This window comes from Bradyrhizobium sp. CCBAU 51745 (genome assembly GCF_028128715.1).
In the GTDB taxonomy this organism is placed as follows: Bacteria; Pseudomonadota; Alphaproteobacteria; order Rhizobiales; family Xanthobacteraceae; genus Bradyrhizobium; species Bradyrhizobium manausense.
The window spans coordinates 1-18,759 of record NZ_LBJP01000088.1 but is presented as its reverse complement, the minus strand read 5'-3'; the positions used below and the strand labels follow the sequence as shown (position 1 = coordinate 18,759).

The 18,759-nt window shown below is 60.3% G+C and carries 12 protein-coding genes; 6 read left to right on the top strand and 6 right to left on the bottom strand.

Annotated elements, in window-relative coordinates; translation table 11 throughout:
• The first annotated feature begins 173 nt into the window (after positions 1-173).
• The 5 genes from XH98_RS29135 (at position 174) to XH98_RS29115 (ending at position 5,447) form a co-directional block, all read left to right on the top strand.
• Positions 174-1,493 (top strand): SIR2 family protein, encoded by a 1,320-nt coding sequence (locus XH98_RS29135; protein ID WP_271620660.1) that lies wholly within the window; start codon positions 174-176, stop codon positions 1,491-1,493.
• A complete protein-coding gene (locus XH98_RS29130; protein ID WP_271620659.1) occupies positions 1,493-2,023 on the top strand; it encodes a hypothetical protein in 531 nt (176 codons plus the stop codon). Before XH98_RS29135 ends, XH98_RS29130 begins: the two co-directional genes overlap by 1 nt.
• A complete protein-coding gene (locus XH98_RS29125; RefSeq protein ID WP_271620658.1) occupies positions 2,020-4,080 on the top strand; it encodes an AAA family ATPase in 2,061 nt (686 codons plus the stop codon). Before XH98_RS29130 ends, XH98_RS29125 begins: the two co-directional genes overlap by 4 nt.
• A 162-nt stretch (positions 4,081-4,242) precedes the next feature.
• Complete coding sequence (locus tag XH98_RS29120; RefSeq protein WP_271620657.1) at positions 4,243-4,770, top strand: hypothetical protein; 528 nt, start codon at positions 4,243-4,245, stop codon at positions 4,768-4,770.
• Positions 4,771-4,874: 104 nt separating this feature from the next.
• Positions 4,875-5,447 (top strand): hypothetical protein, encoded by a 573-nt coding sequence (locus XH98_RS29115; protein WP_271620656.1) that lies wholly within the window; start codon positions 4,875-4,877, stop codon positions 5,445-5,447.
• A gap of 338 nt (positions 5,448-5,785) precedes the next feature.
• Here the strand turns inward: XH98_RS29115 and XH98_RS29110 are convergent, their stop codons facing one another.
• From XH98_RS29110 to XH98_RS29100, 3 genes are read right to left on the bottom strand one after another with little or no spacing between them, the layout of a single operon-like run.
• The gene (locus XH98_RS29110; protein ID WP_271620655.1) at positions 5,786-8,533 is read right to left on the bottom strand and encodes a DEAD/DEAH box helicase family protein; all 2,748 of its coding nucleotides are present in this window, start codon (positions 8,531-8,533) and stop codon (positions 5,786-5,788) included.
• A 3-nt stretch (positions 8,534-8,536) separates the two neighbouring features.
• Entirely contained in the window at positions 8,537-10,342 is a 1,806-nt protein-coding gene (locus XH98_RS29105) for a site-specific DNA-methyltransferase (protein WP_271620654.1), read from the bottom strand.
• 40 nt (positions 10,343-10,382) lie between these two features.
• A complete protein-coding gene (locus XH98_RS29100; protein WP_271620653.1) occupies positions 10,383-13,232 on the bottom strand; it encodes an SNF2-related protein in 2,850 nt (949 codons plus the stop codon).
• A gap of 552 nt (positions 13,233-13,784) precedes the next feature.
• Between XH98_RS29100 and XH98_RS29095 the strand changes: the two genes are divergently transcribed.
• The gene (locus XH98_RS29095; RefSeq protein WP_271620652.1) at positions 13,785-15,821 is read left to right on the top strand and encodes a hypothetical protein; all 2,037 of its coding nucleotides are present in this window, start codon (positions 13,785-13,787) and stop codon (positions 15,819-15,821) included.
• Positions 15,822-15,981: 160 nt separating this feature from the next.
• Here XH98_RS29095 and XH98_RS29090 read toward each other — a convergent pair whose 3' ends face one another.
• The 3 genes from XH98_RS29090 to XH98_RS29080 form a co-directional block, all read right to left on the bottom strand.
• Positions 15,982-17,757: a relaxase/mobilization nuclease domain-containing protein gene (locus XH98_RS29090; RefSeq protein ID WP_271620651.1), complete on the bottom strand. Its 1,776-nt coding sequence runs from the start codon at positions 17,755-17,757 to the stop codon at positions 15,982-15,984.
• A complete protein-coding gene (locus XH98_RS29085; protein ID WP_271620650.1) occupies positions 17,754-18,059 on the bottom strand; it encodes a hypothetical protein in 306 nt (101 codons plus the stop codon). The genes XH98_RS29090 and XH98_RS29085 overlap by 4 nt, the downstream gene beginning before the upstream one ends.
• 321 nt (positions 18,060-18,380) lie before the next feature.
• The coding region (locus tag XH98_RS29080; RefSeq protein WP_271620649.1) for a hypothetical protein at positions 18,381-18,759 on the bottom strand (379 nt) is incomplete at its 5' end.

Below are 18,759 nucleotides of genomic sequence, written 5' to 3'. Positions count from 1 at the left end.
CATGGTAAGCTATTTTTTAGGTGGCCTTTTTGACGGCTCTCCATCTAAAAAATGTGAGAGAGCTTCCCGCGATCGGATTCACCGAGGACTGATCTTGCTAAAGGCGTGGCATTCGTATCGCCAACGTTTACAACCGAGGTAGATAGGCCAACCGATCGGAACGAGGCAAGCTATTGGAAGCGGAGATCAAAACGAAATTGCTCGCGTCAATGCATGCAGGACGGCTGGTAATTATTTGCGGCGCTGGCCTCTCCATGGCGGCGCCAAGCAACCTTCCGGCGGCGTGGCGGGTAGCTGAAGCTAGTTTCGACAAGTATATTGTAGAGACGGACCCCACCTGCAATCCGATTATGCGCCACGATCTGGAAGCCTTCGCGCAGCACTTCGTCGACCTTCAGACGCTCCAGTCGGTGTTCATCGAAAGTCTTGTGCCTTGGCAGATGTTCGTGAAGCCACCCAATGCTGGCCACGCTGCGGTAGCGGATTTCCTTGTCACGCGAGCAGCCGTCGCCGCCCTGTCCGCCAACTACGACACGTTGATCGAGCAGTCCGCTGTTGCGAACGGGTTTGATTTTCAAAATTCGCTCGACGGAGACGAGGCGACCACTCGATCTCGGACTCAAAGTCCGCTCTTGAAGTTTCACGGATGCGCGACGCGTGATCGGCTGGCGACGGTATGGGCTCCGTCGCAATTGGCCGAACCGCCGATCGCAGATCGTATTGCGAAGAGCAAAACGTGGATGGCGGCAAACCTCCGGCAGAAGGACCTGCTGGTGGTCGGCTTCTGGTCGGACTGGGCCTATCTGAACATCCTGTTGGGCACGGTCCTGGACGGGCTTGCTCCACTTTCTGTCACAGTAATTGACTTGGCGGCTCCGGCGGCGCTCCAAGCTAAAGCCCCGGACCTATGGGCCTTAGCCAACGGGCAACAGGTCCAATTTACGCACGTGCAGGAATCTGGAGCAGAGGCGCTGGCTGAGCTTAGAAAGGACTTTTCCAGGAATTACCTTCGTGGTGTTCTTGCTGCCGGCAAGCAGGCATTTGAGGCTTCGACCGGAGTGGCTTGTGATCCTGCATGGCTGGAACCGCCGGACTTCGACAACGAGACACTGTATAATCTAAGGCGCGACGCTGAAGGAGTTCCTGCGGGACAGCCGGCCAGCAGGTCAAAGCCGAGCCAGTGTGAGATCCTAGGGGTTTTCCATCTGCTGCTCAGGCAGGCTGGAGCAGCCCCGACAGGCTTGGGCTACGATCTCGCCGGCCGATCAATTCGGGTCGTGAATGGCGCGGGTGCGGTTCTCAACCAGCTCCGCACCAAATTTATTGAAGCACCTGCGATCTCTGCAACGGATATTGTCGTGGCGGCCGGTGCTACTAACCTACCCCTGCCAGGAAGCGTCGTTCGGCCGGGGTCTGCCGGTAGCTTTATCCGTCCGACAGGGATGGGCGACTGGTACGATCTTGACGGCGCGAGGTCGGAGTTGGGCATCTGATGGACATAGGCACACAGTCCGAGGTCGTCCTTCGTGGGGCTGGTTATGAGACCTGGCCATGGACCGGCACGTCTCCACCCGTGATCTGCTTCGAGAGCGCGACGGTGGTCGGCTTCGTGCACGTCTTCGGCAGCGCTAAAGAGCTGCTGGATACTTGGCAAGCGGCCCAGCAGCGAATTCTGGCGCGGCACGCGGCGGCACTGCGGGCGGGCGGGGCCAAGGCATGGAACGTCTACTCTGTGTTTTTGACCTCCGAGCTGGCGCCAACCCTCCAGCACCAGGTCGAGAAGCTGGAGGAGAACTTCGCTCTCACGCGAAAAATCGCACGAACCGCGATTCAAACGGCAGAAGACGTGACGAACGTGCTGATGCCCCTAACCCCGATCAAGGCTAAGCCGCTTCTCGAAAGCGATGACATCGCCGACCGATTGCGCTCTCGCGCCAAAGACGTTCCGGTCGAGGCGCTGAACGCCTTCTTGGGAGATCTGCGGCCAGAGGACGTCGCCGAAATATTGGGGAGTCCGACATGAAGCTCGACTACGTTGAAGTTTGCGGGTTCCGCGGGTTTCGCGAAAAGGTCCGTGTCGACTTCGGACGGGGCTTCACCGTCATCACCGGGCGCAATGGGGTGGGCAAAAGCACGCTCTGTGACGCTGTCGAGTTCGCTATTCTCGGCGAGATTGCGAAATACACGGTGGAGTCGGCCTCAAAGGAGTCGGTTCGTGACTACATATGGTGGCGGGGTGACGGTTCACCGGCCAGCCACTATGTGACTGCGTCCTTTGTCGATCGGGACGGAAAAACGTTTTCCATCACACGCACTCGCGACGGTGGCGCTGATAAGAAGCCGAGCGAAATCGAAAACCAGCTCTGTCAGGGTGCGGCCCCCGACGATCCGCTTAGGCAGCTCTGCAAAACCTCGGTCATCAGGGACGAGTGGATCGCGAGCCTCAGTCTCGATCTGAGCGAAACGCAACGGTTCGATCTGGTTCGCGCGGCCCTTGGGTCCGTCGAGGGCGCCGACCTCGCGGCTAAGGCGAAGGCCGTGGTTACACTCGCGGAGGCGGCCTGCGGCCGCGTTGAAGAATCCTATCAACAGGCCCGGTCGATACTGCAAGGCGGGCTTGTGCAACTGTCGGAAGCAAATGACGCAGCGAACCGGAGCGGCGACATTTCCACGGCGATGGCGGTGCTCGATCGGGTCATCCCGCCGACGGGCGGAGAACTTGCGCAGAGGATCGACCTCGCTCAGCGAACGCTTCCCGATCGACGTAGGCGCCTCGAAGGTCTCGGCATTGCTGCCTTCGAGGGACATGAAATCGCAGCGCACCAAAGGGCGCTTGATTCATCAGACGAGGTGGCCCGCAGAGAGGAGGCGAATGCGGCGTTGGAAACTGCACGATCCAACTTTGATCGCCTCAAGGCCGAGTTGGAACTGGCGCAGCGCGCCTATGACGTTGAGGCGAGGGCGAATGAAATTGCCGCTTCGTTGTCCATCTTGGTAGAACACGGCGAGGCGCTGGGCCTCCACGACGAGCATTGTCCGCTTTGCGCGGCAACGCGGACTAACGCCGAATTCGCTGCGGGCATCCAGAGTGCCCGGGCGCGGATCGATCAGCTTGCCGAGGGCGTGAATTCCGCGCGGGACAATCTCGCCAGCGCCCGTCAGGCGGCCAGTCGGGCGGAACAGCAAGTTGCCGAAGCGCAAGCTGCCTGGGATGCAATCGAGCAACAGTTGCGGGCTCTTCGGTCGCGAGAGGAGGCCCATATCGAGATCTTCGAACGCTATGGGCTGGATCCAACCAACGCGGCGAACCCGAGCGCGCTTGACCGGGAAGCGCTGGACGAGCGCGAGCAGTTGGTCGAGCTGGAGCGTGCGCTCAACGCCTTGGAGGCGTCGCGGGCCGTCGAGGCCTTGACCTCGGTTGATGCGCGAGTTTCGCTTTTGCGGCGCCAAGCCGACGCTGCTGCAGACGAACTCGCGCGCGCTCAAAGTGCGGTGGCGGCAGCCAAATCACTAGAGAAGAGCGTTCGGCGTTCGGCGGGCGAAATTGTTGATGAGCGGCTTGCCCGCATCAGCCCGCTGCTGAACGAGATTTATCAGCGGCTCCGCCCGCACGCGAACTGGCGCAGCATCGACTACAGCATCCGTGGCGATGTTCGACGCTTCCTCAGTCTGAAGGTAGGCGACGACCTCAATCCGCAATTCGTCTTCAGTAGCGGTCAGAGGCGAGCCGCGGGTCTCGCTTTTCTTCTGTCGGTCCATCTGGCTAGACCGTGGTCCCGATGGGAAACGCTCATGTTGGACGATCCCGTTCAACACATTGACGACTTCAGAGCACTACAGCTTGTCGAAGTTCTTTCGTCGTTCCGACAGGCTGGGCGCCAGGTTGTCGTGGCGGTCGAGGATGAAGCCCTCGCCGATTTGCTTTGTCGACGGATGCTCAGCACACCGGAGCAAGGGGGGCGGCGATACACGATCGACTTTAATGAGCGCGGAGCGGCCAACGTGACCGCGCGGCTGGACGTTCCACCGATGGCGCCAGGCATACTCCGTCAATTTGACAGCGTCCAGGCAACGGCGTGATCCGGTCCACGGCGAGGTAGCCGGGTCCATTTTCAAGCGGCTGGATCGGCATGGCCGATGCGTTTTCACACAGCCGGGATCATAAGCCGACCGTCGGCGGACCGCCCAGAAAGGCCGGCAATGCTCCATATGCGGAAGTCATGAGCTGGAGAGAGTGATGAGGTGACCAAAAAGAAACGAGAGCGCAAGCGCAAACTGCCGCCGGAGCTCGAGCACACGCTACTCGCGACTGTGAAATCGGTGACGGTAAGTTACTATGTGGGCAACCACGGCGATGGCGTCTCCGACGAAGCCCTCACCGATGTGCTTTGCGACATCGTCGCAATAACGCCCAACGTGCCCAAGCATCTCGGCAAGGAAGTGACCTGCTCGCTCATGTGCTCGCGCCAATACGACTGTGTCGATGATCCTGACGAAAAGGTCTGGCCGCGCATCGGTAAGGGGCAGACCGTTCCGGAAAGACCCTTTTTACTCAACATGCGGCTCGGCAAGGATCGAGGATTATTCTCCGCCTATCTACCCGAGGCTGCATACTGGGCCTTGCAAGCCGACTTTAAGAGCGGGCGGTTGAAGTTCATCGAGGCGAAATTCATCAGGCCGCGGCACGGCTATGGTGATCTGACCAGTATCTACTTCTCGGAGACCCGGCCGGAGAGTGCGAAGGCCACCGCCGCAATCCCCGGTGTGTAGTTGAGAGTGATGAAGTGCCGCAACGTTTGAAACCCTCAGTATACGCTGCTACCACTTAAAAAAGGACGGACTAGGGACCCAAAAGTGCGAATGGAGCTGGAGAGATGAGCATGCCGCAGCGTTCCGTGTTCTACGGAAAAGGCAGCGAGTGGACCCTCACCACCTACTTGGGAGACCTTCTCGAAGAGGCGGAGCGGCGCTTCGGTCCCCGACTTCGGCAATGGACGCCGATCGGCGTTCAGATCGGCGACGCCGGGCCGCCTGGCGTGCGTTTCCTCGGCGACACCGACAAGGTATTCATCCGCCTAAGCTCGGGATCGGAGTTCGACATCGACTGCGCGCTGCTCGAGCTGGCGCACGAAGTCGTGCATCTGCTCTCGCCCGTCCATGCAGCAACCTGCCTTGAGGAGGGGTTGGCAACACATTTCAGTCTCACGAACCGCCACACTGAGAAAAATGCGGCCGAGAACCGGAAGCGGATCCGATCGGATCATCCGAAGTATCACTCTGCCCTCGTCGTCTTCGAAGAATTTCAACAAGCAGGCGGTGATATCCGTACGCTCCGCCACCACGAACCTGTAATCTCGAAGATTTCGGCGGCGCTTCTTCGAGTATGTGTTCCGAATCTGAGGCCAGAGTTCATCCCAAAGTTGCTCGGTCCGATCGACGCTTTATGAGACGGCAACCGCCTGCCGACGAGGCCGCCCTTGGCGACTTCATTGTCCGCTAAGGCTCACAGGCTGCCCTCGGTGACTCCGTTCGCCAAAGCCGGCTTATCCCTCGGCAAGCGGCGTCGTTCGATCTGAGATGGACCAACGCCCATCCGGATGCGCAGGGCCGGACCGCGGTCGGTGCCAGCGCGTCCAGGAGCGTCCGCCAGTGCTCGAATGGCAAACGGTCGTCTGAAACCAGGTTACGCCTGGAAGTGACCTTTCTGCCGACGACAGCGGCCATCTTGTTAAATAGCTGGGGTGTAGCATGCGCCGAAAGATTGGCGACCCGCTTGCGGCAGCTTCTAGGCAGGCACGGTCGCTTCCACGATGGCCGTTTGCGCAAACCTCCCGGTCAGCCCCGCCAAGGTGACGTTTTCCAGCATCGCATCATGTGGGATGAGCACGTAGCGCCACGGCTTGCCGCCATAGGTTTTGGCATGATCGTTGGCATGCCCCACCCATGTCCGAGCGGCCTTCGCTTTGGCCCTCACCGTCTCGTCCTCAAGGTCGCGCCGCGCCTTGATTTCCACAATGAGCTTCTCGGCTTTCGTTTCCACCACGAAATCGGGCTCATAACGCTCCCCGCGCCGGAACTCGATTTGAAATTGCTTGCTGCCCGGTTTCACCCACCGCAGCACGTCCGGCTCATGATTGGAATCGATCAAGACTGCGAAGCGCCGTTCTTCGTCGGACTGGAAGCTTTGATGCTCATAGAGGCATCGCTTGAAGCTGCCATAGACATAGCGCCGCGTGTCGCTTGGCGGCACGACAGGCGCTCGGAAATCACGCACTGCCTTGGCGTCGGAGACCCGGAAATTGATGCTTTGCAGCACCTGAAAGCCCTTTGAAACCCGCGCGCGATATTTTGTCGGCGTCTCGACGTAATGGCCGTCTGCCATCATCTGCCGGAAGATGAACTGCGCGAGACTCTTGCCCTGATGCAGGAGCACGCTCTCAATGTCCTCATCTGACGACAGGTAGGAGCGTAGATGCGCCACCATTTGCCCGGCGAGCTTATAGAGAAGATCGGAAGTGGCGTCGTAGTCCACTTGATTGTAGTCCAAGAGATGGACGACGAGGTAATCCTCAAGCCGGTCCTCGCGAACGACGGCCATGTTGCGGGCTATCGTCAGCCGCGCGCCGGTGCGCAGGTTCTGCACCATGATTTCATCGGACAGCGGCTGCGGCGCGATCGTGTCGAGATTGGCTAGATCGAAATCTGCGAACGAGAACGTCACGTCGCCAGTCGGCAGCACGACGATTTCGGGGATCTCAATCATGTGTTCGGCGATGTTGGTCGCCACTGCGCCGACGATTTTGGCAACGTCTGGCTTGTCCAAGATGCCTTCAAGGGTGCCCTGGATCGGGCGCGTCAGTTCTTCGACCCGCTGCGCGATCTTGGCTTGCACCTCCGGCGCGCGAAGCCGGTCGAGGTTGGGCAGTTCGCGCTCCATCTGGCGGATGACCTGATACGTCACATGCGCCACGGTCTTCGCCTGCTCACTTTGAAACACCGCCAGCGGCTGTTCGCCGAATGCTCCAGCGCCAGCGATGATCTGCTCGACGACGGTTGGGGATGACAATTCAACCTTGCCATCGCGCCACACTTCGCCGTCACCGCCGATTTGCACCGACTTGAGGACGATGGAGCCCGGCTCCTTCGCCTTCTGGATAATTTCGTCGAAGCGGTCATGGGCAATGATGGTAAGTGTATCGACGGCCTCATCGCCCGTGCGCTCGCCATAAGGCAAGCGAAGCCCCCGGCCCAAGGTCTGCTCGGTGAGAATATCCGATGCCGAAGCGCGCAGCGGCACGATTGTATAGAGGTTGGTCACGTCCCAGCCCTCTTTCAGCTTGTTGACGTGGATAACGATTTCCGTGGACCCGTCCTGTTCAAGTGCGACCAGCCGCGCGGTCGCTTCGTCGCTTTCCTCGCCGCGCAGGGCGGAATCGACGCGAATGACGCGACCCTGATAGCGCCCGCCAAAGAAGCCTAGGGCTTCAATGGTGCGTCGGATGGCTTCAGCGTGCGTCGTATCCTGCGCGACTACAAGCATGAAGGGATGCACCAGGGGGCGGCCGGTCAGCTCCGCATAGTCCCGCAGCTTCAGCTTGACGTTCTCATGGGCATGGATTCCGTCTTCGAGTTTGATCCGTTCAAGCTCCACATCATTGACTGAATTTGGATCGAAATCCTTGCGCGTGGCGACGGCGGGCTCCTTCACAAAGCCGTCGGACATCGCGTCGCCCAGGTCATAGCGATAAATCACGTTCTTGAAGTCGCTAGACTTCGCGCCGACTGTCTTAGGCGTTGCCGTCAGTTCCAATCCAAGCATGGGCTTCAGATCGGCGATGGCTTTGAAGCCCGCCTTCGCCCGGTAGCGATGAGCCTCGTCCATCAGGAAGACTAGGTCGGGCAGGCTGGCCAAATAGTTGTAATACCCTTCCTCCCCGATTGCGTCGTGCGGCCCACGAATGCGGCCGACTTCCTTGTTGATCTTGTCGACGTTGAAGACGTTGATGACCACGTCCGCATCCAGCAATTCGCCTTGCCGCCTTAGGCCTCGCCCTTGGTCCCAATTCTCTCCAGTAACAAGAACGGGCGGGTTCTGCGCAAACTCCGAGATCCCCTTGAAAACATATTTCGGCGTGCCCGGCTTGAAGTCCTCAAGCAGCTTATTGTAAATCGTCGTATTCGGCGCGAGCACGAAGAAGTTCTTTGAGAATGGCTGATCGGAGCCGTTCCGGCGCGCGAGATAAAGATAAGTGATGAATGCGCCCATCAGCCGCGTCTTGCCCACACCGGTTGCCAGCGCGAAGCAAAGCGACGGGAAATCGCGCTCGAAATCCTCCACCTTCCGGAGATCGCTCTCGGCGAGAGCCTGAACGGCATGTAGAGAGGCAGCAAGATCGGTGGCCGGAAGCTGGATCGCCCGCAGCACGTCAGCGAGCACTTCGAGCGAACGCGCTTGCGGCGGCCGCAGCGACATGCGTGCGGCAATCTGCCGAATGAGGCGATCGGACCTGCTTTCGAACGTGGCTTCCAACATGCCTCATGCCTCCCCTTCGCCAAAAAGGGTCGGCTGGCCATCGGCCGCCTTCCCGCGCCCTCGCTTGCGACCATTGAGCGCGTGCCCATTGTCATTCCCGTCGCCATTGCCCCTGTCTAGCGCGCGGGGCGGCAGATCGGCGATCTCAAGGCTGTAGTCATCCCTTCCCCACTCACAGCGATTGAGAATCGCGTGCGGAATCTTCGTGACGGTCAGGTTTTCGAAATCGTCAAGCCGGGCGTTGAATGCCTTACAGCAAATGAGCAGGGTGCGATCCGGCCGCACGTCGTGCGAAATCGCTTTGAGTTGATCGTGCGTGAGGCTCGCCGTCGTCACGAAGATAAAGTCTCGTTCCGAGGAGTGGCCATGCTTCCAGTATTCGGCCACGTCCTGCGACGGCTCATAGGTGAAGCCCATGTGGCGGCACATGGCCTCGGCAAGCATGGCAGCATTGTAAGCCTTGGCGATGACCCAGTTGCCCCACTTGTCCTTTTCGAGAAGGGACGGTGCAAGATGATAGAAGCGGAAGCCCCCACCACCTTGCCAACCAGTGGCTTCAGTGACGCCGCTTCTATCATCACCATCAACGACAGCACGAAGACGAGGGATGACGTGGCTTACAGCGTGGGGGCCAAGTTCGATCATTATCCATCGCCGCCCCATCTTGTGGGCGACGGCACCAGTCGTGCCCGAACCAGCGAACGAGTCGAGCACCAAATCACCGCGCTCGGTCGACAATTCAAGACAGCGCTTTATCAGCGCTTCCGGCTTTTTTCCGTTCGGGAATGACACGCCGCCTTCTGCGTGCAAATTGTTTGACAGCAAATCATCCCACAGGTTCGTAAGCGGGCTCGCCGTCGTAAGCTCACCATCCACTTCTTTTGTCTTCTGTTTATAAAAGATTAGCTGCTCGCCGTTGATAAAATAATAGTCTTCCTTTTCGGCCCGTTCTGATCGATAGACCCTTCGCGTATCGCCAAGCGATTTAGCCAACGCCTCGCGAGCATTTTCATTGACGTCTTTCGGCGCAACGCGAGCCGTTCGGATTACACGGTCTGCGTTGTTCAGCACGAAGGACGACAATGCTTCCTCTAGTTTGTCGGAATAATGCTGTCGTGCCGCCTTCCATGTAGAGAGACCGGACCACGCGAGAAACGCTTCACGAAGTCCGACAATCGACCACTCGCCGTAGTCGTCGGATATGTTCTCTATGAATTTCGTATATCGATCGTCCCTCTCGCTCTTTACGTACACCCTGTTTGGCTTCCATGCTGATTTGTCTTTCACGTAGTAAAGTATGTAATTATTCGTTGTTACAATCCCAGGATTGATCGCCTTCGGCCCCGACGCCGAGCTCTGCTTGAACGTTATTACGCTTACACGATTGCTTCTCCCGAAAATCTCATCGGTAAGCGCAATAAGATAACCAAGCTCATTGTCATCTATGTGGATAAAAAGCGATCCCGCTGCAGAAAGAAGGCGATGTATGATTCTAATGCGATCTCGCATTAGTGACAGCCATAGAGAGTGTTCTAATCCGTCGTCATAGTTCTCGAATGCTTGCTTCGTATTGAATGGCGGATCGATATATACGCATTTGACCTTACCAGCGTAGTCAGACTCCAGCGCCTTCAGCGCCAGCAGGTTGTCGCCCTGAACGAGCATGTTGTCGAAAATGTCGGCTTCGCGCTTCGCGGTTGCGTGATAGCTCTTCTCCGCATCTTCGATCAGGATGCGAGGTTCAAGGCGCGGTCGATCGTTCTTGCCGATCCACGTCAGTTCAAGTCGCGCTCCGCCATTCCGTCCCATCGTCACTCCCATCACCCTTTAGCCCTGACTGCGACGGACTTCATGCGCGTATTTCCCACCGGATCGTGAAGAGCGGCGTCTGCTCCGGCGTCAACTTGAGGCTGGCTTGAATCGCGTCGAGAAGGTCCTCCACCTCCTTACGGATGTCCTTCTTGCGCTGGAATTTTGACAGCATCAGTTCGTCCCGCTGGCCTTCCAGCTTCCTGATCGCACGTTGCCTCTCCACCTTGTCCGCCACTGAAAGCCCTGGCGCCGTGCGCAGCTCTTTACGCTTGGCTCTGATCTCGTCCTCAAATTCCTTGATCTCAGCATCGGCCGCCTTTTCCAGATCGTCGGCATAGTTGTCCAGCTTATCGGTTTCTTTGGCGAGGAATTCGGCATTGGCCTGGTCCGCTTCGTCCAGACGGCGTTTGCGCGCGGCAGCTTCGGCGGCGTCGATTGCGTCCTTTGGCGGTTTCAGCCCCAACACCGTGGACGCGGTTGCCGGCACAAGAAACAAACGGTCAGCTACATCATCGTCGAGGATCGTTCCATCATCCGCGACAACCGACGTAAGAAGATGCTCAACGGTCTGGTTCGCACTCCTCACCGCCAAGCGCGATACCCGCAGCCAACCAGAGCGGCCGATATGTTGTTTCACATTGGCCAGAACGCCGTTCTCATAGGCAGAATAATTGAATGTGAGGCTCGCGATCGGCAGGGTGCGGAGCTTGGCGTTGGCCGTGAGCGTTGAAGCAAGATTGCCGTCCGCCAGCCGGAAGAACTTCCAATGCTGTTCGTCGGCGAGCGGCCAGCCTGTCGTCCACGTTTGTCCGCCGTGAACGAAAATCGGGCTGCCATCCGTGTGCTTCGAGAAGGTCGCGCCGGCCAGTTCGGCCCGAGCGATGGTGATGAGACGCTCCTCGAACTCGCTCATCATCCGGTCGATGGTCTCTTTGCGACTTTTCAGGATGCGAACAACATCCTGATCGAAGAAGCCCATGAGCTTGCCCCGCGCATCGACAACATCGGCCTTGATCTGTTCGTCGAGTTCGGCTTGCAGCCGGTCGAACTCGGCATCAATTTCATCCTTGTTGCGCGCCAACTGATGGATCTCAAAAACGCGCCGCTCAAAGTCGGTGCCGCTTTCGATCGCGCCCAAGACTTCATCGCTCGCCCCGAACACGCCGTCGAACAGCTTGAATTTCTTATCGAGAAGCTCAAACACCCGTTCTTCGGCCCGGTTTTTTAGATTCAGGAAATTGACCACCAGCACGTCGATCACTTGCCCATAGCGGTGGCAACGGCCGATGCGCTGCTCAACACGCTGCGGGTTCCAAGGCAGGTCGAAATTCAGCAGCAGCGAACAGAATTGGAGGTTTATGCCCTCGGCTCCGGATTCAGTCGCGATAAGGATGGTTTTGCTTTCACGGAAGGCTTCGACGATCGCTGCTTTCATATCGGCCGTCTTCGAGCCGGAAATGGCATCGCTACCTTCGTGGCGTGCCTTCCAGTCGGCATAGATCTCTTGGCTTTCCGGATCGTTGTTCTGGCCGTTCATGAGTGCGATTTGCCCGGCATAGCCGTTCGCGGCGAGGAGATCCGCGAGGTATTTTTGGGTGCGGACTGATTCCGTAAAGATGACTGCCTTGCGCTTGCCGCCCAGCGAGGCGATGCGCTCAAGTACCTCGTCGAGAACGCCAATGAGCTTCTCGCCCTTGGCGTTGATATTGATGCTGCGCGCAAGTGCGAGATAGGCTTCCAGTTCGCCGATTTCGGCTTCGAGCCTGGCAGGGTCAATACTCGCTTCTGCACCCTCGCCCGCATCGTCGTTGTTCGTCCATTCCTCAGCGATTTCGTCCGCATCGTCGACGTCGGACAGGTCTTCGATGTTCGGTCGCTGCATTGCCCTGAGGCGAACAAGGATGGATTCGAGCGTCTGCGCGACCGCGAATGTCGAGGATCCAAGGATTTTGCGGACGACAAGCGTAATAAGCTGATTGGGCTTCTCACCGAAGGCAATCGTGTCCTTGCGCTGGAGATAAAGAGAAAGACCTTCGTAGAGCTTGACCTCGTTATCGTGGGGCTCGAACTTGAACGTGACCGGGATGCGCCTGGTGTAGTTGATATGTCCGGCCTCCTGCACGTCCTTGCGCAGGGTGCGGCGGCATATCGGCCTAAGCCTATCGCGCAAGATCAGAAGGGTCGCCGGGTCGGGCCGGCCCCCATACGTCGTCTTGAAACTCGCCTCGTCGCCGAACAACTTGTCGTCAACGACCGACACTAGTCCGTAAAGCTCCATAAGCGAGTTTTGCAGCGGCGTCGCCGTGAGAAGCAGCTTGAACGTGCCAGCCAACGCATCGCGCAGCGCCTTCGCCCGTTTCGACGCACCCTTTCGATAGACGTTCCGCAGGCGGTGAGCCTCGTCAAAAATAACGAGGCTCCAATTGGTTCTTCGAAGATCGTCGGCCTTCAGCGCGCCGAACTCATAGGAGGTGACGACCACATGGTTGTCGACCTCAAAGGGGCGCGGGTGCCCCTGCTTCTGGCGTTCCTTGTAGCTCTTGGCTTCGAGGATGAATGCCGGGATGCCGAACTTGTCGAATAGCTCTTGGGTCCACTGCTTGCGCAGCGAAGCTGGAACAATCAGGAGAATACGCCGGTGGCCTTCCGCCCAACGCTGCGCGATGACGAGCCCGGCTTCGATCGTCTTTCCAAGGCCGACCTCGTCGGCGAGGATCGCGCCGCGCGGGATAGGCGGCTGCAAGGCGAAAAGCGCCGCGTCGACCTGATGTGGGTTCATGTCCACCCGCGCCGTCGAAAGGGACTTCGCGAAGGCATCTTCGTCAACGCCTTCGAGGGTGATTCGGTGCGCAAGGTATTGGCTGTGGTAGGCGGTGTAGTCGGCCATTTGCCCCTTCGTCGATGGCCGGCACGGAATCACCGGCTCAACCCCGATTTCTTGTTCGTTTTAGCCCGGTCCACCACTCGCGCAAAGGGAGATGCCCCGCATACTCGCTCACGGCAATTGATTCTTTTGGACAATTTAGGCGCTTGGCGAGCGGCAGAATAAACACACGAAGTCGAAGACCGTCGGCGCAGGGGCTCCGTGTTTTTCCCGTTCTGAGGTGCAATGGAGCGATTGCCACTCCCCGTTGACTCCAGCGCGCGCCCTGCCCTAAATTGAACCTACCGCGACTCAGCGTCGTGGGCCCCTCAACCCTTGCGCTTCGTGCGCAAGGGGCGGTTACGCGGGACACCGGCACTCGCCTCTCGTCCCGTACGCCTAGACAAGGTCCTATTCCGCTGATGCCGCCTTCGGTAACGCCGAGCTTCGCTCGGTAAGCGGAAGGAGGGAGCGCACGACCTTACGGTCTTGGCACCTCGGATCGACGTCAACCGTCGCGACCGAGGCCCCCCACCAGGCTTCTGGCCCGGTCGCGCATGCCAAGGAAACCGTACAATGGCTAAATTCAACGACACACCAGTCCTCCCCCGTCCGGTGGAGGCGCTACCCGAATATGCCCATGCGGCGGCTCGCAAGACGCTCGCTGACAAGCTGACCGAAGCTTTTGGGCTTTCACGCGGGGCGGCGACCGCCATCGCCAACGCGGTTGTAGACCCCTCGTCTGTCCGCAAAAGCATTGGGGAGCCCAGCGATCCTAATGCTGAGCGCATCGCGGTCCCCGGCGGAGAGCTGCTCGGCATCCGCACACCGGTCTGGGCTCGCAAGGCCATGCCGGACGCCCGCAACCCGCGAACTCTCCCCTCGCGCAGGCATCCATTCGCTATCGACCCTGGTACCGGGAAGGAGGATTCGAAGTTTCGGCCGGTGCCCGAGCCGCGCACGCCGGACGGGGTCCCGCGGTCAACGGCTGAACTCGCCGTCGACATTGAGAGCCGCCACCATCTGGTTTGGGCGTCTGAGCAGGCGAAGTCTTACGTGCTCGCCAACAACGACTGGCGCGAATCTATCCGCACTCAGGGCGTGATGGAGGCGGTGTGGTTGGTGGCGACTACCTATCGTCATGCTGACGATTCCGATCCAGTCACGGCCCTGACATCGGCGGAAGGCTCATCGCGGCTCACCGCTGATCACGATATTCTCGGCATCCGTTCAGCGGATATTCCGTACGAAGACGCCGACGCTAAATTTCGAGCGCACATTCGCCGCCTCAACGACGCGTTCCAGGCAGGCGAGGCGAGCCCGGAGGACCTGGCGGTAATGCGCTGCGAGCGTGTACCCGCGCTAGTCATCGTGGGCTTTGTGCCGCACGATGCGGGGCAAACCGGCTTCGCAACCGGATTCCCGACCGCCTTGAAGTCGCTGGTGGCACTTCGCCACGTCGACCCGCCCACGCCGTGGGGCGAAGGTCCCGAGAACGAGTCGCTCGCGGACGAGGTGTTGGACGAGCTTGAGCGGCGCAAACTCATCACTCCGACGCAGGCCGCCTACTATGCCGGCAGCGTTACGAAAGAGGAGGCGCGCGCCGCGCACCTGTCCGACGATCCGGCGCGTCGAGCGGCGGATATTGTGCGTTTGCTCACCAATCCCGAGCCGCACGTTCGCGAGGCGATCCGCATCGCGGTGACCAGCCAGTCCACCCGCAAGAATGTAAACCAGGGTCTTTTGAATTCGCTTGCGACCGCGCTCATCCTGCGCGCGGTCGTCGAGGATCCTGCTCGGCATGATCAGGTCCGCCGCTACCTGCGGAAAGGGTTCGGTAAGGCGGTCCACACGGGCGATTGGGCGCCGACCGGGCGCGACACGGATGCGCTCGCCGCCGCCGCACTTGATGAAGTTCGCGCGGCCATGACGGCCGGTCGCGCCGACGAGCCCGGCCCCTCAACGCTGGAGCTTGCCGTTCGATCGGCCCTGCCGCTTGTACTTGATGGCCGACTGAGCGGCGACCGCGGGACTGCGAACAATCAACAGCCCGATCGGCGCACCCCGGCCGAAGTCCTTGAAGCCATGCGCCAGACGCCCCAAGGCGTCCAGCAACTTGCCCAGGCGCTGCGCGACCACGCAGCCGGCCGACCAATTCGGGCGGTAGACGAGTTGGGCGTGGTCGCGCTGAACCAAGACGGCTCAGAGCGCATCGTCAACGACACCTATCTCCGAGGCGAGTTTCCGCCTCCGGGCAAGTCCAAATCGCAGCGGCCAGGCGACACTCCGGCTGACCGCTTCCATAACTCCACTGCGGTGCTGGCTGCTGCAATGGACGCAGTAGCGGCAGCTTTCGAGGCGCTGGGCAATGTGGTTAGCGACGATGGCCGGCCGATGGTCGACGTGAAAGGTGTAGACGCTCGGGACTGCAAGGCTTGGCGCGACCTCCTTGACCGGATGGACGAGGAATTTGTCGTCTGGTCGAGGACGTTCCGCCGTGTCCATGGGGTCGATTCGACGCCGCCGACACCCGCAGCAACCGAACTCGACGACGTCGACGACGAGAACGACAGCCCGGATGCCGAGCAGGACATTCTCGACGAGGCCGAGTGAAAGCGAGGGCCCGGCCTAGCCGGGCCCTTTATGTCCCGGAGGCGGGCCGCGGTCGCACTGCCCGGATGGCGGCCTTTGGCTTCGCGGCCCTCGCGTCGCCGGCGCGGCCTTGGGTTGGTGGCGCGATAGGCTCGACGATCGCCACGACCCCGGGGCGAGATCAGAAGATCTTTGGCGGCGGCAATCGAGGGATTCCCCACAGGTCGAAAGACGGCTCCCAGTCGTCCCACGGCTCATCGATATGCTGCATTCGTGCCCGAGCGGTTTGCAGGGCAGCCGCGATCGCAAAGAGGCGGGCTGCTCCCCATCGAGCACAGCGAGGGCTTCTCTCGGCGATTGAGCGCGCCAATCGGGCCGCTGCTATCTGACGGTCAGCGTGTGCGCGCCGATCGGGCAACGCAGCCTGGTGACGCACTTGCGCCGTCTGGAATTTCTTCTCCTCGGTTCGCAATGCCAGCCGGGCGGCCGAGAGACCAGCGCCGGCCGTTGCGATTTTGTCCTTCAGTCCATCCAGGCGGATTTCGAGTGACCGCCGATCAGGACCGGTCGCGGTGCCGAACAACCGCGTCCAAATCGACTGCGATGGATGGCGCGCGATGCTCTGGGTGAGGCGATCGGCTTTCTCCTCAAGCGATCGGACGAGCGAAGCCGCCTCCTTCACTTTCCGGCGGGCGGCGAGAAGCGACGCAGGCTCCGCAAGCTGGGAGACCTGCAGAGCAACCGTCTCTCGCTCGACGACACCATCGAGACCCGAGATAACTCGCTGTAGCGGCGGCAACGCTGCACACCGCGCCGCCCCCAGGAGATCAAGCAGCGCTCCTGTGTGCCGAACGCCGCCCGCGGCGAGCTTCAACCGTGCGCGGAGCTTTTGATCGCGTTCATCACGGTCGCGTCGTCCAGGCGGGCTTCCAACGCCTCCAACCTGGCTTGCAACCCTTCGATCCCGGCGACCGTCTGTTGGAGGAGTTCGATCATCGTGTCGATCGGGTCGACGGCGTTCGGATTGTCCTCCCCCTGCATCAATTTCGAGAGCGGCTCGATTTGCGCTGCGACCTTGTGCACCAATTGGTAGGTCGCCCGCTGGATATTCGGCCGAGGCTTTGAGTTTTCCTGCTGCATTGAATGTCAACCTTTCTGCTAACGCCGCTTTTCGGAGCCGAACGAGCCGCGCGAGCGACCCGACGAGTTCACCATCGACGGTCTCGACGATCGGGATGTTCTTTTCGTCGCCAGACCTGAGCCGCAGACCGACGCCCGCTAACCTGTTTTCGAAATCGTTGCGACTGGTCGCGCTGGCGAGCGCCTGTGCGACCATCTCCCGCACGCGCGGAAGGTCGATACCGCTCCGCTTGGCTCGCTGGTGGTCTGCCTCACTGAAGCTCGCGGCATGATCCGGCGGCGTGACCGCCTGCAGGGCCGCGGCGGTCTTGAGATCGCCCTCTTCTTCCAACGCGGCGACGATGCTCTGCATGCGCGGTGCGGCCACGATGTGATGACCCCACGCCACCTCGACCACGCGCGCGATTTTGGATTGCCGATCATAATCATGGGCCGACGACATGACGCGTCCGCTGACGGGATCGACTTCGGGGACAAGTACGTGAAAATGCTGAGCGCAACCACCGCCTTCGATCGCGCGATCTTTGGTATGTTCGAATACGACGATGCACTCCGGATCGAACTCGAATTCCGCTGCCAGACGATCAATCGCCTCCTCCCGCTGCGCCGAGGTGATTGTTTGATCCGGCGACAGAATCCAATGCCGAACGCAATATTGCTTACCGAAGCGGAGAGCATCACCGCGAGCGTCCTCAAGATCCGCGAGATTGCCGCGGACCAATAGAACGTAGTCGTTGTCCTCTCCGTCGCGAATGTGCGCGATAGCTCGCTTTAGAGCACTCCCCCGCGCTCGGATCCGCTTCGATTTGATGATCACTGGCCGGACTCAAGGTGACGCCGAACGATGACGCGCAACGCCTCGGCAGCGGCCTTGATCTCGGCGGAGATCTTAGCAACATCGCCACCGGTAACCGCAGCGAGCGCGTCGAGCCGATTCGCCGTGGAGCGGACGTGCGCAAGGTCCACAAGTATGGGCCTGGATGCGATCCTGCCTTTGATGGCCGCCTTGCCAGCCCGCCGCATCAAATCGGAAACCGTCATCCCCGCAGCCTCGGCGGCATCGAAGAGTGCGGTCTTGTCGCCGCGGGCAATGCGAAACTTGATGACCTCGGACTCCATCGACTTTGATCCTACCGGGTCCACGGGGCGGAGCCCCTGGGAAGCACGCGGGTCCACGACCCGCATGGCTTGCTGCTCTTTTTTCTAAGGACCTATCAGGCCCACGGACTCAACATGAATCGCCGCTCAAGAGGGATCAAGCTACTGTGGCCACAAATCTTGATCGGATGGGAAGCTAAGATTCGTACAGGAGCGATCGCACGGTAACTCAATGTGCGATCGCTCTTGGTGTCATAGAGACATTGGCCCCACCCTGTCGTCTCAGCCGATGCGACTCCGGCACGCAGTTGGTTGCTGTGACGAGGTGATCGAAGGATTGGCTTAGTGCTGCTCGGAGTGAACGCCGGGCATGCAAAGGCGAAGCGTCGCCGTCGCCGGTCCGCTCTGAGCCTGAACGGTCAGCTCAAGCGTAAGACCGGCGAGAGTGCGATCACCCGTGTCGGAATTGATGCCGGCCTCGCGTTCGAGAGTCAGTGGGAGATCCTTCGCTCGCCCATTCACCGAGGCCTGGGCATCGGCCGTCCCGTCCTCGGCCACGGCCTTCGGCCCGCCGACATGTTGGGACTCCGCCGCCGGGCGGCTCTCGCCGACGCCGGCCGCGGTGCCGGCCGTCCCGTCCTCGGCCACGGCCTTCGGCCCGTCGACATGCTGGGGCTTCGCCGCCGGGCGGCTCTCGCCGACGCCGGCCGCGGTGCCGGCC

Bases quoted from the DNA above. Each gene is read 5' to 3' on its own strand.
- XH98_RS29130 (WP_271620659.1), top strand. From the start codon at position 1,493: ATGGACATAGGCACACAGTCCGAGGTCGTCCTTCGTGGGGCTGGTTAT.
- XH98_RS29100 (WP_271620653.1), bottom strand. From the start codon at position 13,232: ATGGCCGACTACACCGCCTACCACAGCCAATACCTTGCGCACCGAATC.
- XH98_RS29085 (WP_271620650.1), bottom strand. From the start codon at position 18,059: ATGGAGTCCGAGGTCATCAAGTTTCGCATTGCCCGCGGCGACAAGACC.
- XH98_RS29115 (WP_271620656.1), top strand. From the start codon at position 4,875: ATGAGCATGCCGCAGCGTTCCGTGTTCTACGGAAAAGGCAGCGAGTGG.
- XH98_RS29110 (WP_271620655.1), bottom strand. From the start codon at position 8,533: ATGTTGGAAGCCACGTTCGAAAGCAGGTCCGATCGCCTCATTCGGCAG.
- XH98_RS29125 (WP_271620658.1), top strand. From the start codon at position 2,020: ATGAAGCTCGACTACGTTGAAGTTTGCGGGTTCCGCGGGTTTCGCGAA.
- XH98_RS29105 (WP_271620654.1), bottom strand. From the start codon at position 10,342: ATGGGACGGAATGGCGGAGCGCGACTTGAACTGACGTGGATCGGCAAG.
- XH98_RS29095 (WP_271620652.1), top strand. From the start codon at position 13,785: ATGGCTAAATTCAACGACACACCAGTCCTCCCCCGTCCGGTGGAGGCG.